The 18,777-nt window shown below is 43.2% G+C and carries 13 protein-coding genes; 4 read left to right on the top strand and 9 right to left on the bottom strand.

What is annotated here, in order from left to right:
* The first annotated feature begins 2 nt into the window (after positions 1-2).
* Positions 3-1,955, top strand: a complete 1,953-nt coding sequence (locus ACGLYD_RS14550) for a TRAP transporter permease (RefSeq protein WP_399628720.1) — start codon at positions 3-5, stop codon at positions 1,953-1,955.
* 455 nt (positions 1,956-2,410) lie between these two features.
* Here the strand turns inward: ACGLYD_RS14550 and ACGLYD_RS14545 are convergent, their stop codons facing one another.
* From ACGLYD_RS14545 to ACGLYD_RS14535, 3 genes are all read right to left on the bottom strand, one after another.
* Positions 2,411-4,255, bottom strand: coding sequence for a BclA C-terminal domain-containing protein (locus tag ACGLYD_RS14545; RefSeq protein ID WP_399628717.1), 1,845 nt, complete (start codon positions 4,253-4,255; stop codon positions 2,411-2,413).
* 238 nt (positions 4,256-4,493) lie between these two features.
* Entirely contained in the window at positions 4,494-5,093 is a 600-nt protein-coding gene (locus ACGLYD_RS14540) for a hypothetical protein (protein ID WP_067212175.1), read from the bottom strand.
* 193 nt (positions 5,094-5,286) lie between these two features.
* Positions 5,287-6,873 carry a SulP family inorganic anion transporter gene (locus ACGLYD_RS14535; RefSeq protein ID WP_187045628.1) on the bottom strand — a complete coding sequence of 529 codons (1,587 nt, stop codon included), beginning with the start codon at positions 6,871-6,873 and terminating at the stop codon, positions 5,287-5,289.
* Between the two features lie 217 nt (positions 6,874-7,090).
* Between ACGLYD_RS14535 and ACGLYD_RS14530 the strand changes: the two genes are divergently transcribed.
* The 3 genes from ACGLYD_RS14530 to ACGLYD_RS14520 all read left to right on the top strand — a co-directional run bounded on the left by ACGLYD_RS14530 (position 7,091) and on the right by ACGLYD_RS14520 (position 11,071).
* Positions 7,091-7,828, top strand: a complete 738-nt coding sequence (locus tag ACGLYD_RS14530; RefSeq protein ID WP_399628714.1) for an SDR family NAD(P)-dependent oxidoreductase — start codon at positions 7,091-7,093, stop codon at positions 7,826-7,828.
* Between the two features lie 613 nt (positions 7,829-8,441).
* A complete protein-coding gene (locus tag ACGLYD_RS14525; RefSeq protein WP_187045627.1) occupies positions 8,442-9,404 on the top strand; it encodes a BMP family protein in 963 nt (320 codons plus the stop codon).
* 17 nt (positions 9,405-9,421) lie between these two features.
* Complete coding sequence (locus tag ACGLYD_RS14520; RefSeq protein WP_399628710.1) at positions 9,422-11,071, top strand: methyl-accepting chemotaxis protein; 1,650 nt, start codon at positions 9,422-9,424, stop codon at positions 11,069-11,071.
* Between the two features lie 44 nt (positions 11,072-11,115).
* Here the strand turns inward: ACGLYD_RS14520 and ACGLYD_RS14515 are convergent, their stop codons facing one another.
* The 6 genes from ACGLYD_RS14515 to ACGLYD_RS14490 all read right to left on the bottom strand — a co-directional run bounded on the left by ACGLYD_RS14515 (position 11,116) and on the right by ACGLYD_RS14490 (position 18,742).
* Positions 11,116-12,789 carry an ABC transporter ATP-binding protein gene (locus tag ACGLYD_RS14515; protein ID WP_399628707.1) on the bottom strand — a complete coding sequence of 558 codons (1,674 nt, stop codon included), beginning with the start codon at positions 12,787-12,789 and terminating at the stop codon, positions 11,116-11,118.
* On the bottom strand, positions 12,786-13,544 hold the full coding sequence (locus ACGLYD_RS14510; protein ID WP_399633254.1) for an energy-coupling factor transporter transmembrane component T family protein: 759 nt from the start codon (positions 13,542-13,544) through the stop codon (positions 12,786-12,788). The genes ACGLYD_RS14515 and ACGLYD_RS14510 overlap by 4 nt, the downstream gene beginning before the upstream one ends.
* A gap of 74 nt (positions 13,545-13,618) precedes the next feature.
* Positions 13,619-14,221 (bottom strand): ECF transporter S component, encoded by a 603-nt coding sequence (locus ACGLYD_RS14505; RefSeq protein ID WP_067212160.1) that lies wholly within the window; start codon positions 14,219-14,221, stop codon positions 13,619-13,621.
* A 255-nt stretch (positions 14,222-14,476) separates the two neighbouring features.
* The gene (locus ACGLYD_RS14500) at positions 14,477-15,229 is read right to left on the bottom strand and encodes an NlpC/P60 family protein (protein WP_354312232.1); all 753 of its coding nucleotides are present in this window, start codon (positions 15,227-15,229) and stop codon (positions 14,477-14,479) included.
* Positions 15,230-16,102: 873 nt separating this feature from the next.
* Positions 16,103-18,205: a methyl-accepting chemotaxis protein gene (locus ACGLYD_RS14495; RefSeq protein WP_399628704.1), complete on the bottom strand. Its 2,103-nt coding sequence runs from the start codon at positions 18,203-18,205 to the stop codon at positions 16,103-16,105.
* Positions 18,206-18,388: 183 nt separating this feature from the next.
* Positions 18,389-18,742 (bottom strand): SCP2 sterol-binding domain-containing protein, encoded by a 354-nt coding sequence (locus ACGLYD_RS14490; RefSeq protein WP_399628701.1) that lies wholly within the window; start codon positions 18,740-18,742, stop codon positions 18,389-18,391.
* Positions 18,743-18,777: the final 35 nt, after the last annotated feature.

Raw genomic sequence — 18,777 nt, 5'->3', positions numbered from 1 at the left:
AATTGAAAGCCACCCAGCAGAATGATGCACAAGAAATCCTAGAGAAGTATGATAAAGAAAATCAGTTTCGCACTCAAATTGGGAAATGGGCATGGGCCGTAACATTTCTTGGCGTTGCACTCACTTTTTTTCATCTATATACGGGCTATTTTGGTACGCTCCCTTCCCAAAAACAAGGGGCGGTACATCTTGGTACTGCTTTAGGGATTATTTATCTTCTCTATCCTGCAAAAAAGGAATGGAGAAATACGCATAAAAAAGTTCCATGGTACGATGTTACGCTAGCTTTTACTGCGATGTATGTGACCTACCATAAAATCATTTTCTTCGATTCGATATTGCAAAGTCGAGTTTCTGGCTATAGTACAATTGACATCATCATTTCCATTCTAGGGATCGCTTTGGTTCTCGAGGCAACAAGGAGGACAGTTGGTTTGCCGATTGTCATTGTAGCAGGTGTGGCTATTATCTATACGCTTGTAGGGAAGTATATCCCGACGCAGATTCTTTCTCATCCTGGATTTTCAATGGATCGGATAACGACAAATCTATGGTACAGAGAGAGTGGCATCTTCGGGACGCCCATACAGATTTCGGCAAAGTTCATTTATCTCTTTCTATTTTTCGGTGTTATTCTTGTTCATACACCAATTGGTAAGTTTTTTAATGACATCGCCTTCGCTTTAACTGGACGATTTACGGGCGGGACTGCCAAGGCTGCGGTTGTGGCAAGTGCGTTGCAAGGGACAGTTTCGGGCAGTTCAGTTGGAAATACAGTCGCCTCGGGATCATTCACGATTCCGATGATGAAAAAAGCTGGTTTCACACCGGAATTTGCAGGGGCCACAGAAGCTGCGGCTTCTACTGGTGGACAGATTATGCCGCCTATGATGGGGGCGGCGGCATTTATAATGATGGAATACTTAGGTGTTTCATACGCCACCATCATGTTAGCGGCAGTTGTTCCAGCGATCCTTTATTTCACGGGTATATTCATAGGAACACATTTCGAAGCGAAGAAATTAAAAATTATTGGATTGCCGAAATCCGAATTGCCTCGATTCAAGGATTTACTTATTAGAGACGGTTATATGCTGATTCCTCTTTTCGTTATTATCGGGACCATCATGTCAGGCTTCACGCCACAACGGGCAGCACTCTTTGGCATTTTATCTGCTTACCTTGTTTCGCTCGTTCGGAAGGATTCTAGGATGAATATACGCCAAATCGTCAATGTCCTTGAACAGGGGGCAAGGGTTGCTTTGCCGGTTATCGCCGCGGTGGCGACTGCAGGAATAATAGCAGGAGTCGTCAGTATTACAGGACTTGGAGCGAAATTTGCTTCTGGCATTATCGCGTTATCAAGTGGTCACTTGATCCTTGCGCTCTTTTTCACGATGATTGCCTGTATCATACTTGGGATGGGGCTTCCAACAACTGCGAACTATGTTGTAACAGCAACAATTGCTGCACCTGCATTGATTAATGATTTCATGGTGGCTCCACTTGCTGCACATATGTTTGTGTTCTACTTTGGTATTGTTGCCGATATCACGCCGCCTGTTTGCCTAGCCGCCTATGCAGGGGCGGGAATAGCAAAAGCCAATCCGTTTAAAACAGGGGTTACTGCGGTGAAACTGGCGATTGCGGCATTCATCATTCCGTATATATTCATTTACAATCCGATGCTGGTTCTTGTAGATGTGGTCGTATGGAAATTGATTATTGGAGTTCTAGCCGCCGTTTTAGGAATGATTGGCGTAAGTAGTGCTGTCATTGGTTTTTTCATCCGTAACTCCAAAATTTGGGAGCGGCTTGTATTACTCGGTGCTGGGTTAATGTTAATAATTCCTGAATTTTTATCTAGCGGAATTGGACTCGTGTTGATTAGCATCATCTGGTTTATTCAGAGGAAAAGACCTGAGGAAGGGGGGAGTACAAAAGTGCTCGCTTAGTAGTGTGAATCTCAAAAAGAAGGCTACCCATAGCGGGGAGCCTTCTCTTTAGGTGTAGATAAATATGCTTTAGTTCACATGGAAAATGTTTTTCCAATTGTGTCATACAATTCGTGATAGCTTCGGTGAACGGGAAATTACGAGGCAACGCAAAATCATCGCTCCAATAAAACTTGTTAACACATTTTATACACTTTATACAAGGAATCTTACACCTTACTACATGAATACTCTGAAATTAATCTTTAATAGTCATTAAGAGTTATAAATTTTTATTAGCACCTTTGTCATAGAGCTCCTTAGTTGTTTGGGTCTGAAATTGTTTAATTCTTAGTTAGAGCCCTGTGATACCAAGGTAGTTATTATTAAGTTTTGTCAGGCTTTCTATCTTGACAGCTTGAAAACCGCATGACAATTTTATATTGAGTTTGCGATAGTCCCCTATCTTTTCAAAACTAGTTTAATTTTGCAATGACAAGAGACGCGTTTACGTTTGTTTGTGTGCCTCCTGCCAAAGTCTGAAGGGTAACTGCTGCGGCAGAAGAATGATTTCGAAGTGTAAGAACATCACCTGCTGCTACGGCAATTATAGCCTGACCGTCGTTTTGCTGGGTGCCTGCACCTGAACCGTAGACTGTACCCGCAACCGGCGCACCATTTAAAAATAGTGCGAATTGGTTGGGTTCTACACCCGACACGGAGAAAGTAACCAGGTAGTCTCCCGGTGTAGTAAATAAAACTTGTGAGGTTCCGGGGGCATGCGTAATTCCAGCCGTGATTATTCCATTTGTATCAAAAATAACATCAGCTTCTATAGCTACCGTCTGAGCACCTAGATTGTAAATATACCCGTATACGGATAATCCACCGGCTGCGCCAGTAGCGCCAGTAGCGCCAGTCGGCCCGATGTCTCCGGTAGCGCCGGTAGCCCCAGCAGGTCCGATGTCTCCGGTAGCGCCGGTAGCGCCAGCAGGTCCGATGTCTCCGGTAGCGCCGGTAGCGCCAGCAGGTCCGATGTCTCCCGTAGCGCCGGTAGCGCCAGCAGGTCCGATGTCTCCGGTAGCACCGATAGCGCCAGTCGGCCCGATGTCTCCGGTAGCGCCGGTAGCCCCAGCAGGTCCGATGTCTCCGGTAGCGCCGGTAGCCCCAGGAGGTCCGATGTCTCCGGTAGCGCCGGTAGCGCCAGTCGGCCCGATGTCTCCGGTAGCACCGGTAGCGCCAGTCGGCCCGATGTCTCCGGTAGCGCCGGTAGCACCAGTCGGCCCGATGTCTCCGGTAGCTCCAGTAGCGCCGGTAGCGCCAGTCGGTCCGATGTCTCCGGTAGCTCCAGTAGCGCCAGTCGGTCCGATGTCCCCGGTAGCACCGATAGCGCCAGTCGGTCCGATGTCTCCGGTAGCGCCGGTAGCCCCAGTCGGCCCGATGTCTCCGGTAGCTCCAGTAGCGCCGGTAGCGCCAGTCGGTCCGATGTCTCCGGTAGCTCCAGTAGCGCCGGTCGGTCCGATGTCTCCGGTCGGTCCGATGTCTCCGGTAGCCCCGATAGCCCCAGTCGGCCCGATGTCCCCGGTAGCACCAGCAGGTCCGATGTCTCCCGTAGCGCCGGTAGCACCGGTCGGTCCGATGTCTCCCGTAGCGCCGGTAGCGCCAGTCGGCCCGATGTCTCCCGTAGCGCCGGTAGCTCCAGTCGGTCCGATGTCTCCAGTAGCACCGTTAGCGCCAGTCGGTCCAATGTCTCCAGTAGCGCCGGTAGCCCCAGTCGGTCCGATGTCTCCGGTAGCTCCAGTAGCGCCGGTCGGTCCAATGTCTCCAGTAGCGCCGTTAGCCCCAGTCGGTCCGATGTCTCCAGTAGCGCCGGTAGCCCCAGCAGGTCCGATGTCTCCGGTAGCCCCGATAGCCCCAGTCGGCCCGATGTCCCCGTTAGCACCCGTAGCGCCGGTAGCCCCAGCAGGTCCGATGTCTCCAGTAGCGCCGGTAGCACCGGTCGGTCCGATGTCTCCAGTAGCCCCAGTCGGCCCGATGTCTCCGTTAGCTCCAGTAGCGCCGGTAGCTCCAGTAGCGCCGGTAGCGCCAGCAGGTCCGATGTCTCCGGTAGCACCGATAGCCCCAGTCGGCCCGATGTCCCCGGTAGCACCCGTAGCGCCGGTAGCCCCAGTCGGTCCGATGTCTCCGGTAGCTCCAGTAGCCCCAGTAGCCCCAGTCGGCCCGATGTCACCTTTGCAACATTTTCTACATTTTTTTTGACAAGAGCAACAATCGCTTTTGCATTTATAACATTCATGATTAATGTCGTTGTAAAATTTCATATTTTCACTGCCTTTCACTAACATTCTATTCGAGCTATGAATTTAGGGACGGGCGTCAAACTAAGTGTTTAAAATAGTTTTTAAACAATAAATTTGAATCGGGGAGTATCGCCCGTAATTGTTCAGAAGAAAAGACCTGAAGAGATAATCCCAAAATGCTCGCCGTTTAGAATCAATAAAAAAAGAGCTATAAACCATAATGGTTTTAGCTCTTTTTTCACATTATCCATTTCTATTTTTATTGGCCTCTTAAAATTTCTCCAAATAGAAAATGATCTTTATTGTAGCGGATTTTCCCTATTTTCCCTTCTTCCGGACAAGTTGCGAGACCCGTTATCTCTGCTTTCATTTTATCGCCACCGTCTTTTTGATACGTGACATGAACGGTAAAGTCATAATCCCGCGGTCTACCATCGACTGGTTCCACATTAATCTTGTCGACGGTGATTTGATAGCCGTTGTCGTCAGCCGGTGAATGTAAAGTTAGGAAGAGAACCTTGCCACTATATCCAAAATCAGTGAAATAAGGCCTGAAATTATCCTCCAGGTAAATCTCGAGTTCATTATCTTCTTCTGGAGCTGACACTAGGCCGTTTTGGTCTACAATTGTCATGTTACTTGGGTCGTTCTTCATTCGAATATACTCTTTATCGGGTGCATTAAATTCATGTTCAAGAACAGTTTGAATCGCAACAACATTTTTATCCACGGATTCAGTTTGAGAACAGCCCGTAACCAACGAACTAAGAAGAATAACAAAGAGAATGACTTCAATTTTCCGTCGGACGCTCTTTTTAACAAGGAATGAAGAATAGTTATTAATAAATCTAAGATTCATAATGATACCTCCCCTTTTTAACTTGTTCTTCGACGTTTAGCCAAAAGTTAAATATGAAACTACTACTACTACTACTACTACTTCTACGACTTCGCATTGATAAAGTTTCGTTAATTGGGAAAATTGGTTTAATTATGTTAAATGATTAAACAAAAAAACATCGCCCAATGCGATGTTTTTGATTTGTGGATAGTTACATGAAAAAATTAGCCTCGCCAATTCGGTTATACAATCCGCTCTTTTTGAACAGGGGCAACTTTTCTTTGGGCAAGCGTTTGATAATAATTTGGATACCCGCTTTATCGGCATCGTCAAGTAGTGCATAGAGCGCTGCTTCACCTGTCGCATCGATAACGGATAGGTGTTCCAAATCGAGAATGATTTTCCTCGCGCCTGTTAGGAAAATTGCAGGATATTTGTCTTCGAATACTTTTGCGGTACCGAAGAAAATAGGGCCGTCCACGGTATATTTTGCTAATGAAGATGTATCGCTATCACTGAACTTAATAATTTCAACATCGGAAAGGGTCGCTTCTTTAATATCGAGTTTACCACTCATTTTACGTAAGAACGACAGGGCAGCAAGCAAAATCCCCACCTGAACGGCAATCGTTAAGTCGATGAAAATCGTCAAAAGGAACGTCGTTAATAAAACCAGAGAATCCCCCGACCGGATCATTAAAATATGCGTGAATGATTTGCGTGCACTCATATTCCAGGCGACGTACATAAGAATCGGCGCCATTGCAGCTAATGGAATGTAAGAGGCATACGGTGCGAAAAGGAGCAAAAAGGCAAGAACGAAAACACTTTGTACGACTCCTGATATTGGGCTGACTGCTCCAGATCGAATATTGGTAGCTGTACGGGCAATGGCTCCTGTAGCAGGGATACCGCCGAATAATGGCGTTATCATATTGGCGATCCCTTGACCGAACAACTCACGTTTCGAATCATGCTTTTCACCGCTTTTCATACCATCTGCAACAACAGCAGATAACAATGATTCAATTGCACCGAGTGCGGCAATAATAAGGGCGGGTTGCCACAAATTGACCAACTTCTCCAATGTGATTTGTGGAAAATGAAAATTCGGGAGTGAGTTGGGAATACCACCGAAGGCTGTCCCGATCGTTTCAACTTTACTCGGAAATAGAAAAATCGAAATGAGGGTCGGAATAAGTAGTGCAATAAGCAGTAATGGGACACGCGGCGCTATTTTAGGCAATATGAATAGTACGATGAGCCCGATTAAGGCGGTGACTATGCTGAAGACGTTCACCGTGTGAAACTGATTGACAAGATCAATCATGTTTTCGTGGAAAAACTCTTTTTTTTCTAAGCCGGTAATTCCAAAGAAATTACCTAGTTGGCCTGTAAAGATAATGACCGCAATCCCCGTAGTAAAGCCTATGGTTACAGATCTTGGGACGAAATGAATTAGATTACTTACACCGAGAAAACTCATAATAACGAGGAAAATACCTGCTAGAAATCCAGCAATAAGCAGATCTTCATAGCCATATTGTAGAACAATTGCGAGCAATATCGGGATGAATGCTCCAGTGGGTCCCGCGATTTGAAAACGAGATCCGCCTAATAATGCAACGATAAGCCCAGCGATAATTGTTGTATAAAGTCCATATTCTGGTTTGACACCTGAAGCAATTGCAAAAGCCATCCCGAGCGGAATGGCTACAATACCAACAGTGATTCCTGCAATCAGATCTTTGCGGAATCCGGCTCCATTGTAATCAAGATATCGGTTATCCTTGAACATTCGATTCACTTCTTTCAGGATCTTAATACAAAAACTTCCTCTTTCTAGTGTATTCCTAAAATGCTGTAGTAACAAGGGTTTGAGATTCGTACAGATGTATTCAATGAAAAGAATGATGTGCAGAATTCAACATACTTACTAAAGCAAATAGATTGCAAGTGGATCTAAAAGGGATTATTGTTTAGACGTTAAACTATATTGAAATGGAGTGGTCATAATGGGTAGATTACAAGATAAAGTTGCATTCGTAACAGGTGGCGCGTCAGGTATGGGCGAAATGATGGTCAAAATGTTTACTGCTGAAGGTGCTACTGTAATTGCAGCAGACATTAATGAAGCAGCACTGGAAGAAAAGTGGGGCAACAATGAAAAAGTTATGACTGTTAAATTGAATGTCACTTCCGATGAAGAGTGGAAAGCGGCCGTTGAAAAAGTGGTTGCTGAACTTGAGAAAATCGATATTTTAATTAACAATGCTGGTATTTCTACGGAAAAAGGAATGAATGAAATTACAATTGAAGACTGGCGCAGGCTGTCGGATATCAATAGTTTCGGTCCATTCCTTGGTATGAAACATGTACTTCCTTATATGAAAGAAGCAACTAAAGGTTCAATCGTCAATATCTCTTCCTATACAGCACTTATCGGAATGGGATTGAACCCTTATTCTGCATCAAAAGGAGCAGTTCGCGCAATTTCACGAGCAGCTGCAGCGGACTTCGGACAATTTGGTGTACGTGTTAACACCATCTTCCCAGGAATCATTGAAACACCGATGACGAAAGGTCTTGAATCGTCAAAAGATGTAGTAACAGCACTTGTGAGAATGACACCACTTGCCCGTCTTGGAAAACCTGAAGACGTTGCAAATGCGGTACTTTTCTTGGCATCAGACGAAGCTGCATACATTACAGGTGCAGAACTTGTTATTGATGGCGGATACTCTGCTAGATAACTTCCCTAATGAAGCGTATGTATATAGGAAATAAAACAGACCGTCATGGATTTAATCCGTGACGGTCTGTTTTTCGTTGTAGTAGGAAATTATAAAGTGCTTGGACAATGGAGAAACATCGGATGCTGAAATTCCGCGATTTTGGGGTGGATATATGATCGTGCGCGCGGCGCTTATGCTTGTTTAGCGAGATATATGATCGTTCGTGCTGTGCTTCTGCTTGTTTAGCGAGATATATGATTGTTTGCGCTGTGCTTCTGCTTGTTTAGCGAGATATATGATCGTTCGTGCAGTGCTTATGCTTGTTTTGAGAGATATATGATCGTTTGCGCTGTGCTTATGCTTGGTTTGAGAGATATATGATTGTTTGCGCTGCGCTTCTGCTTGTTTTGCGAGATATATGATTGTTCGTGCTGTGCTTCTGCTTGTTTAGCGAGATATATGCTCGTTCGGCGTTTACATACAGTAGGTCGCACCACGCTATCGTTCGCTAGTATAGTCTGAAAATATGCAGTTGTAAGACATCAGACGACATTAGCTGTTTTTTATCAACAAATCAAAATTATATCCGATGTAATATAAGGGAAAAGGTAAATGAAAGCGAGTGATAGGGATGAAATTAAAACTACTGATTGTTCTTACGACAGCTTTACTCATACTTACAGGCTGTGGCCTTGAGGAAAAAAATCCGCTTGATGGAAAAGTGAAAGTGGGTGTTATGCTTTCGGAAAATGGTCTTGGAGATCAGTCATTTTCAGATTTGGCATTCAAGGGTTTGACGAAGGCGCGGGATGAAGAGGATATTGTTGTCGAATACTTGGAACTTGCGGAAACAGGGACTTATGAAAAAGGATTTAGAGAACTTGTGGAAAGTGGTAATGATTTAGTATTTGCGCTAGGTTTCACCGGTCAGCAGGAGTTGGAAAAGGTAGCTCTGGACTTTCCGGATCAAAAATTCGTTCTCTTTGATGCGGTTTCGGAAGCTGCGAATATCACATCGATTACATTTAAGGAAGACGAAGGAAGTATGCTTGCTGGAATTGTAGCGGCAACTGTTTCAAATTCACAGGTAATCGGTTTTATCGGTGGTATGGAGGTCCCAGTTATTCAACGGTTTGAGCAAGGGTTCATCCAAGGAGCGAAGTCGGTTAACCCTGATATTGTTATTCTCAATGAATATGCCAATAACTTTGATGACGATGGCTTAGGAGCAGAGATTGCTTCGAAGATGATTGACGACAAGGCGGATGTTCTTTACGCTGCTGCTGGTTTCACAGGAGTGGGCATGCTGGAGGAAGCTGAAAAAAGGGGTATCTACGCAATCGGTGTAGATAGTGATCAATACTTTTATGCAGAACAGGCCGTCATTACATCCATGATGAAAAATATTGATAGTGCGTTGTTTGATATCATCCTTTCCTATAAGGAGTCGGGAGAAATCCAATCCGGTCATGTCGAACTGGGGCTGGCGGAAAACGGAGTAGGTCTTGCTCCATTTCGAGTGCTAGAACTGACGGACGTTGAACAAGGTAAGTTAGATGCGCTCATTGAACAAGCCGCATCAGGACTGAAATGATAGGAGGGAAAGTTGAAATGACAATAAAGAAAAAAATAGTGATCAATTCACTTTTCATGCTTGGCCTATCAATTCTGATGATCGCAGTTATTATTGTCAGAATGCTGGCGATTCAAAATACGAGTAATGATTACTTGAACGTGCTGTTAGCTGTTCATGACGTAAATGCAGAAACCAAAGCGTCAATGCAGAGTTTGAATACACTTGCTTATAACATGACGGACGCCAATAAAGACAATGTTCGTCAACAACTGGAGTCGACCGCTGAAAATTTCTCCGTTGCGGAAAGCCTTGTTAACGAGAAAGAGCCGCGGGCAATTCTTTTGAAGGCGCAAGAGAAATTTCATTTATTGAAAGAGCAAGCACTTACAGCTGTTGAGGAAAATAACTCCGCGGAAATCAATCGACAATCGCTTCGGAACGTAGGGATTGTCAATGACATTTATATGGTAGATCTCTATACATCCGCACACTATGATTATTTACAAGAATCACTAGCTGCTAAAATTAAAGGTATCATTACATTCGCAATAATAGGTAGCGTATTTGTCATAATGGGGACAATGGTAATCATTATCCGACTGGCAAACGCAATTACAAATCCACTTAAGAAGCTGGCGATGAACGCCGAGGAAATTGCAGCGGGCAATTTGGTCGTCGAGCCGATTAAGTATGATAAAAAAGATGAACTCGGGCAATTGAATCACTCATTTACATCCATGACCAATCATCTACGGACATTATTGCAATCCATTGACGGGGCAAGCCGAAAAGTGGATGACTACACAAAAGAGCTAGAGGTAGAAAATCGTTATCTTACAGAAGCGAGCAACCAGGTGACATTATCGACGGAAGAGCTTGCAAAGGGAACCCAAAGTATCTCCGAGGACTTGCAACATTCCGTAGAGCTCATAGAGCAGATGAATGAGGAATTCGAATTTAATGTCGACCGGGCAAGAAATTCGGCTGATTCTGCAGCTATGGCTAACGAGGCAATTGTTGAAGGGCGTCGCGCCATCAATGAACAGCGGGAACTTATCGATAGCAATAATGTAGCATCGGAATCGATTAAAGATGCGACTGAGCAATTTACGCACTATGCAATAAGAATCGAAGATATGGCCAAGGCGGTTTCTAACATTGCTTCGCAGACAAACTTACTTGCGCTAAATGCTGCAATAGAAGCTGCGCGTGCGGGGGAAGCGGGGAAAGGATTTGCAGTAGTTGCATCGGAAGTAAGGAAACTAGCTGATGAATCAACAACCGCAACTGCACAGATATTCGATATGGTTAATCTAATCAAAGGCGGACTTGGCTCAATTTCTGAATCAGTTGGAAAAGGTGTTGAAATTGCCGAAGCGCAAGACGGCAATGTAACCCGAACACTCGATACATTTGCAAACATCGAAAATAGAATGGGGAATATTACGGAAGCGTTGACAGAGCTCGTTACAGGCGTGAATAATTCGAAACAGTTCAATGTTACGGTGCTTGAGAATACCGAAAATATTAGTGCGGTCGTGGAACAAACGGCGGCAGGTAGTGAGGAGATTTCCGCTTCAGCAGAAGAGCAACTAGAGTCTATCGGGAAAGTAGTGGACAAGGTGACAGCACTTCGCGAACTAACCGATGATTTGAACGCAACGATATCAAGATTCCGATTATAAAGTGAAAGACCGCGTGCCTAGTAGTTGGCGACGCGGTCTTTTACTTATTCGTTGATCAATTCATTTTCTTTTAATAAAATCTCATCATAGCCCATCTTATGAGCAAGTTGGGTAATATGGGGCTGTTCAAGACGAGCAGTGTGGAGAATAGCCACTTCTGAAAAAGCAATACGAGTCGGGCCGTCAAATAACAACTGTCCATTACTTACTATAATTGTTCGACCAAATGTTTCAGCGACAAAATCCATATCATGCAAAATACAAAGCACAAGTTTACCTTGCGCATGCAACTCATGGATAATTTCTTTTAGCATCGCCTTACCGCTTGCATCTTGCCCCATTGTCGGTTCATCGAAAATAACGATGTCTGTATCCATTGCAAGAATGGATGCAACAGCAATCATTTTTCGCTCGGCTAGACTTAAATCATATGGATTTTCTTCTGCTTTAGTTAATAGTCCAACGCGATTAAGCATTTTCTCGGCATTCAAGCGTGCAACTTCAGGCGTTTGTCCAACATTGAGCGGACCGAACATTACTTCATCCAAGACATTATTTTTGAAAATCTGGTCATTTGGATTTTGGAAAATGAGTCCGATAGTGCCCGCAAGTTTTGCCGCGGTCGTGTCTATCGTATTCGTGCCATTTATGATGATTTCGCCAGCATTTGGCTTTAATAAAGCTTTCAATAATTTGACGAAAGTGGTTTTTCCTGCACCGTTTTGTCCAATAATGGCTGTAGGTTCACCACTTAACGTCACGCTAATTCCGCGCAAAATGGGGGTATCCTTGTTATAGCTGAACTGGAGATCTTTTACGGAGATTTCAGGACTAGCCATTTTTGTTGAAGTTGAGGATTCGGTGACTGCCCGTATATCCCCAATAGTAATTCCACTTACAGGCATTTCTTCGAGTGAAATCGGATAGAGGCCAGTCAACTCGTTTTTTAAATGAAGCGCTTTTGCGACTGAAGTATAAACAGGTGGTTCGACTCCGAAAGTCTGTAAATCATCACGTGAAAAGATTTCAGCAGACGGTCCAGAATCTATCAATTTACCTTCGTGCATGAGAAAAATACGATCGGAATAGGCGGCAAGTTTCTCCATTTTCTGCTCAACCATTAGTATCGTCATACCTTCTCTCGACAGTTTTTCAACGATGCGGAAAACTTCCTCAGAACCTTGTGGATCGAGCTGTGATGTCGGTTCGTCAAGTATTAAAATATCCGGTTTCATGGCGATAACACTGGCAATTGCGACACGTTGCATTTGCCCGCCAGATAAGGAGAACGGATTTTTATCCCGTAATGCTTCGATATCGAGGAACTGCATACTTTCTTTAATACGCCTATGCATTTCGTCACGAGGGATGCCCAAGTTTTCGAGTCCGAAGGCGATTTCATCGTAAACCGTGAATTTTGCACCTGTCATTTGTGAAAAAGGATTTTCAAAAACGAGTCCAACTTTCGCTGTAATGTCGCTGATTTCATGTGCAAGCACGTCCATGTCGCCAATGAAAACATCCCCACCATACGCACCTTTGAAGAAATGGGGAACCAGGCCACTGAGTGCATAACATAGTGTCGTTTTTCCAGCGGTATTCATGCCTGCTATACCAACGAATTCTCCTTTTTTAACTGTGAATGAAATATCGTCAAGCGCGAAAGTATCGGTGTTCGGGTATTTATATTTTAGATTTTCGACGCGGATACTGTTCATAAGGCAACCCTCCAGACGATAGCGGCGATCAATAGGATGACAAGTATAATTTTCAAGATGAGACCGTATTTATAATGAAAGGATTCATTCAAAAATGTTTTTGTTCCTTTCGCATTGAAGCCGCGTATTTCAAGCGCAATAGACCTTTCACGCGTATCGTTTAATGAATTGAGAACAACTGGACCGAGAAGTGGGATAAATGACTTGATACGCGTAAGTAAATTCCCTTCTGTTTCCATTCCACGTGCCCGCTGAGCATCGGTAATTTTACTAGTCATTGCAATCATTTGCGGGATAATCTGTAAAACTGATAGAAAAACGTAGCCGATTTTAGGAGACATTCCCTTATTGATAAGTGATTCGACCAGGTCATCTGGTTTCGTCGTCAAAATGAGAACACCGAACGCACACACCATATTAATGATACGGAGGGTAAGTAGCAGTGCGAATGCGAATCCTTCCTTATAAATAGGAAGAGGTCCAATTTCAAAAAGGAGTGTAGCACGGTCCGGATGGAAGAAACCTTGAACGATGATGATAGAAATAATCAACAGTAGGCTGACACCAATAACCGGCAAAATGTACGTGAACACTTTGCCTGTAAGTAATAGAAAAAGCGTAAATGCCAAGACACAGATGACGAATAAATGAGTCGGGAGGATATATGTCAATGCGATTGATATGAAGACGAATAAGAGCTTAGTAAGCGGGTCGATGTTGTGGATGAACGAATCCTTATCTACATACAGTGTCATGTTTTTCACGGGAATCCTCCTAACAGTATAATCTAGTGTAAGCGGCCCGGTGAAGCAGGCCGCTTACGTAGTCCTTAAAGACGTTCTATTTCCGAACGGTTGTCGTACATATGCGTCAAATTTTTAGGCAATCCTTTGAAGAGAAGGAAACTGATTAGAACCGTCGCCATTTTATCGGGCACGTCAACGACAATACTGTCTGCGAATGATGCAAACCAAAGCGGCATGTCTTGTGCCATCATTGTTGCAAATAGTGCATCACCCCATACATTCCCGGTTTGCCCACCCCAAAACATGATATTAAGCGGAGTTGAGACTGTGGCGGCGATTAAGCCGACGACAAGTCCGAGGACAAGTGCTTTTCCTACGTTTGCTATCCATCCTTTATACGCCATGATTCCCACGACAAGACCGATGACTGCCGATGTAATTGCATAGACGAATGAAATCGGATCGGCAGTGAAGCCGTAAATAATATTGTTCACAATCCCTGCAATGGCACCGATAATCGGACCTGCTAGCATACTAGCAAGCACTGTGCCAATTGAATCGAGCCATAGCGGCAATTTAAGCAGACCAGCAAACAACTTTCCAAGGTAGTTGATGCCGATAGCTGCTGGAATAAGGACGAGTGCGGCAGTCGTGAAGTTAAGCGACCACATGCTGTTTTTCTTCATGAATTAGTTCCCCCTTTTTTTATCGTATGAGTCATATGCCCAGAACGACACAATGTATAATGGTGTGTCTTGACAGGTGTCAATTCGATTATAACTTACATTTGGCTTAGGGAATAGATAGAATTTTCGATGGGATGAAAAAAGTCGAAGATTGTACAAGAAGAAGGACGAACTGTACGGCAGAAATGTGGAACTTTACGACACTAACGCAATGTAAAAAAACAGCTTCCCCACTAATAGGAAAGCTGTTAACTATCAATTAAGCTGATTAAAACGTTTGAAGCCTGTGAATTTGTCTTTCCAGTAAACTGAATCAATTGAAGAAACTTCAACTTTTTGCGTAGCGGCATGGATGAATTTACCTTCACCTAAATAAATTCCAGCGTGCGAAATGCCACTACGGTATGTATTTGCGAAAAACACCAAATCGCCCGGTATAGGCTTGTCCACATTAAAAGAATTGGTATGCATACCGATTGTATCGAGTCTTGGAATAGTAAGTCCTGCCTCGTTAAATACATAATAAATGAACCCGCTGCAATCGAAGCCTTCTTTAGTTGCGCCAGCCCAAACATACGGTGTATCCAAAAGTGGAAGTGAAACTTCGACGGCATTAAGTAATACCTTTTTAGAGGGAAGATTCAACTCTTTTGGCTTCACAGTTGTTGCAACGGCATTCTTCCATGAGTTAGTGGAAGAAGTCTCCTTTAGTACAGTGGTAACTTTCGTATTTGCTGTTTTTACTGGGGGTGAACTGACTACTCCAGATTTTTGACCAACCGTATTTTTTGCAGAAACGGCCAATTTTTGATTGGTTTTAATCGAATCGGAAGCAAGACTGTTTAGACTTTTAAGTTCGTCCACAGTTAATTTATGCTTTGTAGCAATTTGCCATAGCGTGTCACCGGGCTTGACGGTGTATGATTCAGTTGCTGCATCCGCGCTCCCGACTGAGATAAACGCCGCTAGGGCAAACGCTGCCAGCACCGAAAAAGCTCTCTTTTGCATCTATTTTCCCCTCTCCACGACAAACAGTTCTATATATGTATTCTATCTGATTAATAGAACTAGAACAATAGACTGTTAAATTACATTTGTGTTACAAATAGATTGCGAGAGTATTGCAGGAGGATCGTTATTACAATATTATATATGTCAAAATAAAAAAACTTATGTTGAATAAATGAATAGGGCATAGGTGCTTTACAATGGAATGAATTAGAAATCCTGCTAATACCTCTTCGGCGCTTTGTGGATGCCTCCCGCGATAAGCCAGAAAGGAAGACCACTTTCAGTCTTATCGCTCCGGCTACCACGAAGTCGCGCCTGCGCTGGATGGTCTATATGAGAAAGCGTATTTCGTTTTCGGGGATGAAATCTACAACCTAGAGTGCCATAAATCGATCAAATGTGATCAACGAATGTCCCAATACATGAGGAATGAATTAGAATTCCTGCTAATACCGCTTCGGCGCTTTGTGGATGCCTCCCGCGATAAGCCAGAAAGAAGACCACTTTCGGTCTTATCGCTCCGGCTAGCACGAAGACGCGCCTGCGCTGGATAGTCTATTTGAGAAAGCGCATATCATTATCTGTGATGGAATCTGCAACCTAGAGTGCGTCTTTCTTGAACACAATTAGTATCAAATAGTAATCACCTTGTAATCTCGGCATATACATTTCAAAATTACATTTCTCACAATAATGAACAACCTAGCGCAGGCACGGGGCAAGGCATCCCCGAGCGCCGAAGCGAATTCGGTGGGAAATCTTTATTTCAACATACGTAGTAGCTGAAAATCACGTTAAAGACACCTTCTAAAAAAAGCCTGCCCAGCAAACAATCTTGACTGGGCAGGCAAATCTTATTTAGGTCCTTGATTATGATAATTTAAATCGATCGACGACTTCTTGCAGTTCTTGAGCGATTTTATTCATATGATTGGTCGATTCTGCGACGCGTTCAAGCTCACCCTGTTGCGCGGCGGCTGAGGCGCTGACTTGTTCAGCTGAAGCAGCAGTTTCTTCCGAAATCGCGGAGACACTCTGAATTGCCAACATCGCTTGGTCTTTATGTTCCATCATATCGGCGAGTTTAGTAGCTAACTCCTCTATTGAACCACCCATCTGTTCAGCAAGTTCCGCATTGCGGGTAAAGGAAGATTCTGTACTTGATACAGATTCGTTTTGGCCTTCCATCAATTGAATATTCGCTGTAATAATAGAAACAGTCTGCTGTGACTCTAGTAATATTTCTTGAACCGTTTGTTGAATAACATCTGTTTCTAAGCGAGACTGCTCGGCAAGTTTTCGTACTTCCTCCGCTACGACAGCGAAGCCTTTTCCATGCTCGCCAGCACGTGCAGCTTCAATACTAGCATTGAGCGCAAGCAAATTCGTTTGTGCAGTGATGCCGTGAATCGATGCAATAACTTGATTTATCTCCGCTATTTTAGTGGTCAGTGTTTCAATTTGTTGCTGTACCTTTTCATTCATGTCATTCGTAGCTTCATTATGTTCACGCAGTTTCTTAACTTCTGTCATTCCTTGTATAGTAGATAGACCTGTTTGTTTTGATAATACGTTCATGTTGTTTGATAGAATAGCGAGCGAGTCCATTTGATCTGACAAATCTAAAATTCGATGACTCGTTTCTTCCGTATCTTCCGACTGCTTAGAGGCCCCATGTGCAATTTCATCGGTTGCTAGAGATACTTCTTGACTAGATGCAACAATCTCCTCGAAAACATGGTGGACGTGATTGGAAGATTTGTTTAATTGAGTGGAAGAATCCCAAACTGTATGAATGGCGTCATTTGTTTTACGGAGCATATTGTTATATGCCATAGCTACAGCACCAATTTCATCTGGATGGATATGTTTTTCATCTATACTTCTCGTCAAGTCACCAGCTGCTGCTGTTTCGATTGACTCTCGTAAATAAGCAAGTGGTTTTAATTGTTTGAAAATGAACCACAAGGTAGCTGCAGACATTAAAACAACCATGACAATTGCAGAAATGATTGTTAGAAGTAAGATTGTGTTATATGTTTCTAGTATTTTTGACTTTGGAACAACCGTCTGTACAGACCATGTATCTTTAATATTGTCTAACAGCATCGGGGCGAACGAGTTAAAGGCCTCTTCATTTAGTTGCTTTGAATCAGCATATAAAGTCGATACTTCTCCTTTTCCAAGCGTGTTCTTAATTGTGCTCCAATCATAAGAGTCTTGCACATTTACCCCGTTCAACTCTTCGCTAATACTGTTGGCAGTTAAGTAACCGTCATCGGTAATAATGCTAGCATATCCACCATCCGGCTTGATTGTATTCACGAGTTCATTTAAAAAATCGATGGAAATATCTGTTGTAAGAACACCGAAAAAGGAACCTGAACTTGTAATTAGCGGTACGGAAATGGTGGTCATTAAGACGATTTCACCACCTGCACTGTACTCGTACGGTTCTGTCAAGACAGCTCGCTTTTCTTTTTTCGGTATTAAGTACCAATCTCCTTCGCCCTCTGTTTCATATTCGCTAAGAGCCTCCATAGTAATCTTGTCTCCATCCTTATACAAATAAGGAATAAAACGCTTCTCTGGATCTATTAAATCATTACTAACAGACTCTTCAATAGGAATAGATCCACTTTCAAATATAGCAGCCATTCCAGAAGCATCAGTGTTGTTTTTTAAATTATTCTCTATGACAGTTATGGCTTCGTCCGCAGTTAAATTACCTTGTGCCTGCAGTGTTTCAAATATGTGTTTTGTTGTGTGGAGCATGTCATTCGTTTTCTTAAATCGGTCGCTCATTTTAGCAGCATATAGTTCAGTGTTATCAATTGCAGAACTCTCCGCGTCGTTGGTACTTTGATTATGCAAAATGGTACTTGTAACGACTGTATATGAGATAAATAATACTAAAAAGAGCGTAATAATAAGTGCTGAAAGTTTCCACGCAATGCTTTTCGATTTTTTCATATAAAAGTTGCACCTTCTTTCGAATTTTCTTTCATTTTACATCAATATACCTAATTCGACAATGGGCTCCCTTTATCTGAAGTGGGAAGTATTACTCATAGTTGGCTTCAAACGTGCTCATTTCAATTAATTATGGGGAATCAAAAAACGACTCCCACATTTAATGAGAGCCGCTTTCTTCTATTAAAACGAATACTGTTTTAATAAACCTTCTAATTTTAACGCAAGACCAATATTTCCTTTAACTTTGAGTTTACCCATCATAAAGGCAGCGGTCGAATTCAAGTTGCCAGCAAGTAGTTTCTTGAAATCTTTCACTCTCATAGTTAACGCACAATCAACTTCACCGGGATCTCCGGTAATTGTTACGGCTTTGCCATCTGCTAACGTTAAGCCATATAGACCGCCATCATCACCAGATAAATCGAATGAATAGGTCACAGTCATTCCTTTAATTGGACCTGGTTCCCCGTTCAATTTCTCGTCAATTTTAAGCCAAATAGTTGTCATTGTCATGTCATCAAAATTCATCGTCATTGGAAAACCCTCCATAATACTGAATGTTCATTCAG

The sequence above is a fragment of the Sporosarcina sp. SG10008 genome, assembly GCF_044569405.1.
In the GTDB taxonomy this organism is placed as follows: domain Bacteria; phylum Bacillota; class Bacilli; order Bacillales_A; family Planococcaceae; genus Sporosarcina; species Sporosarcina psychrophila.
The sequence above is the reverse complement of the archived record's forward strand: the minus strand, read 5'-3'. Positions and strand labels throughout refer to the sequence as shown.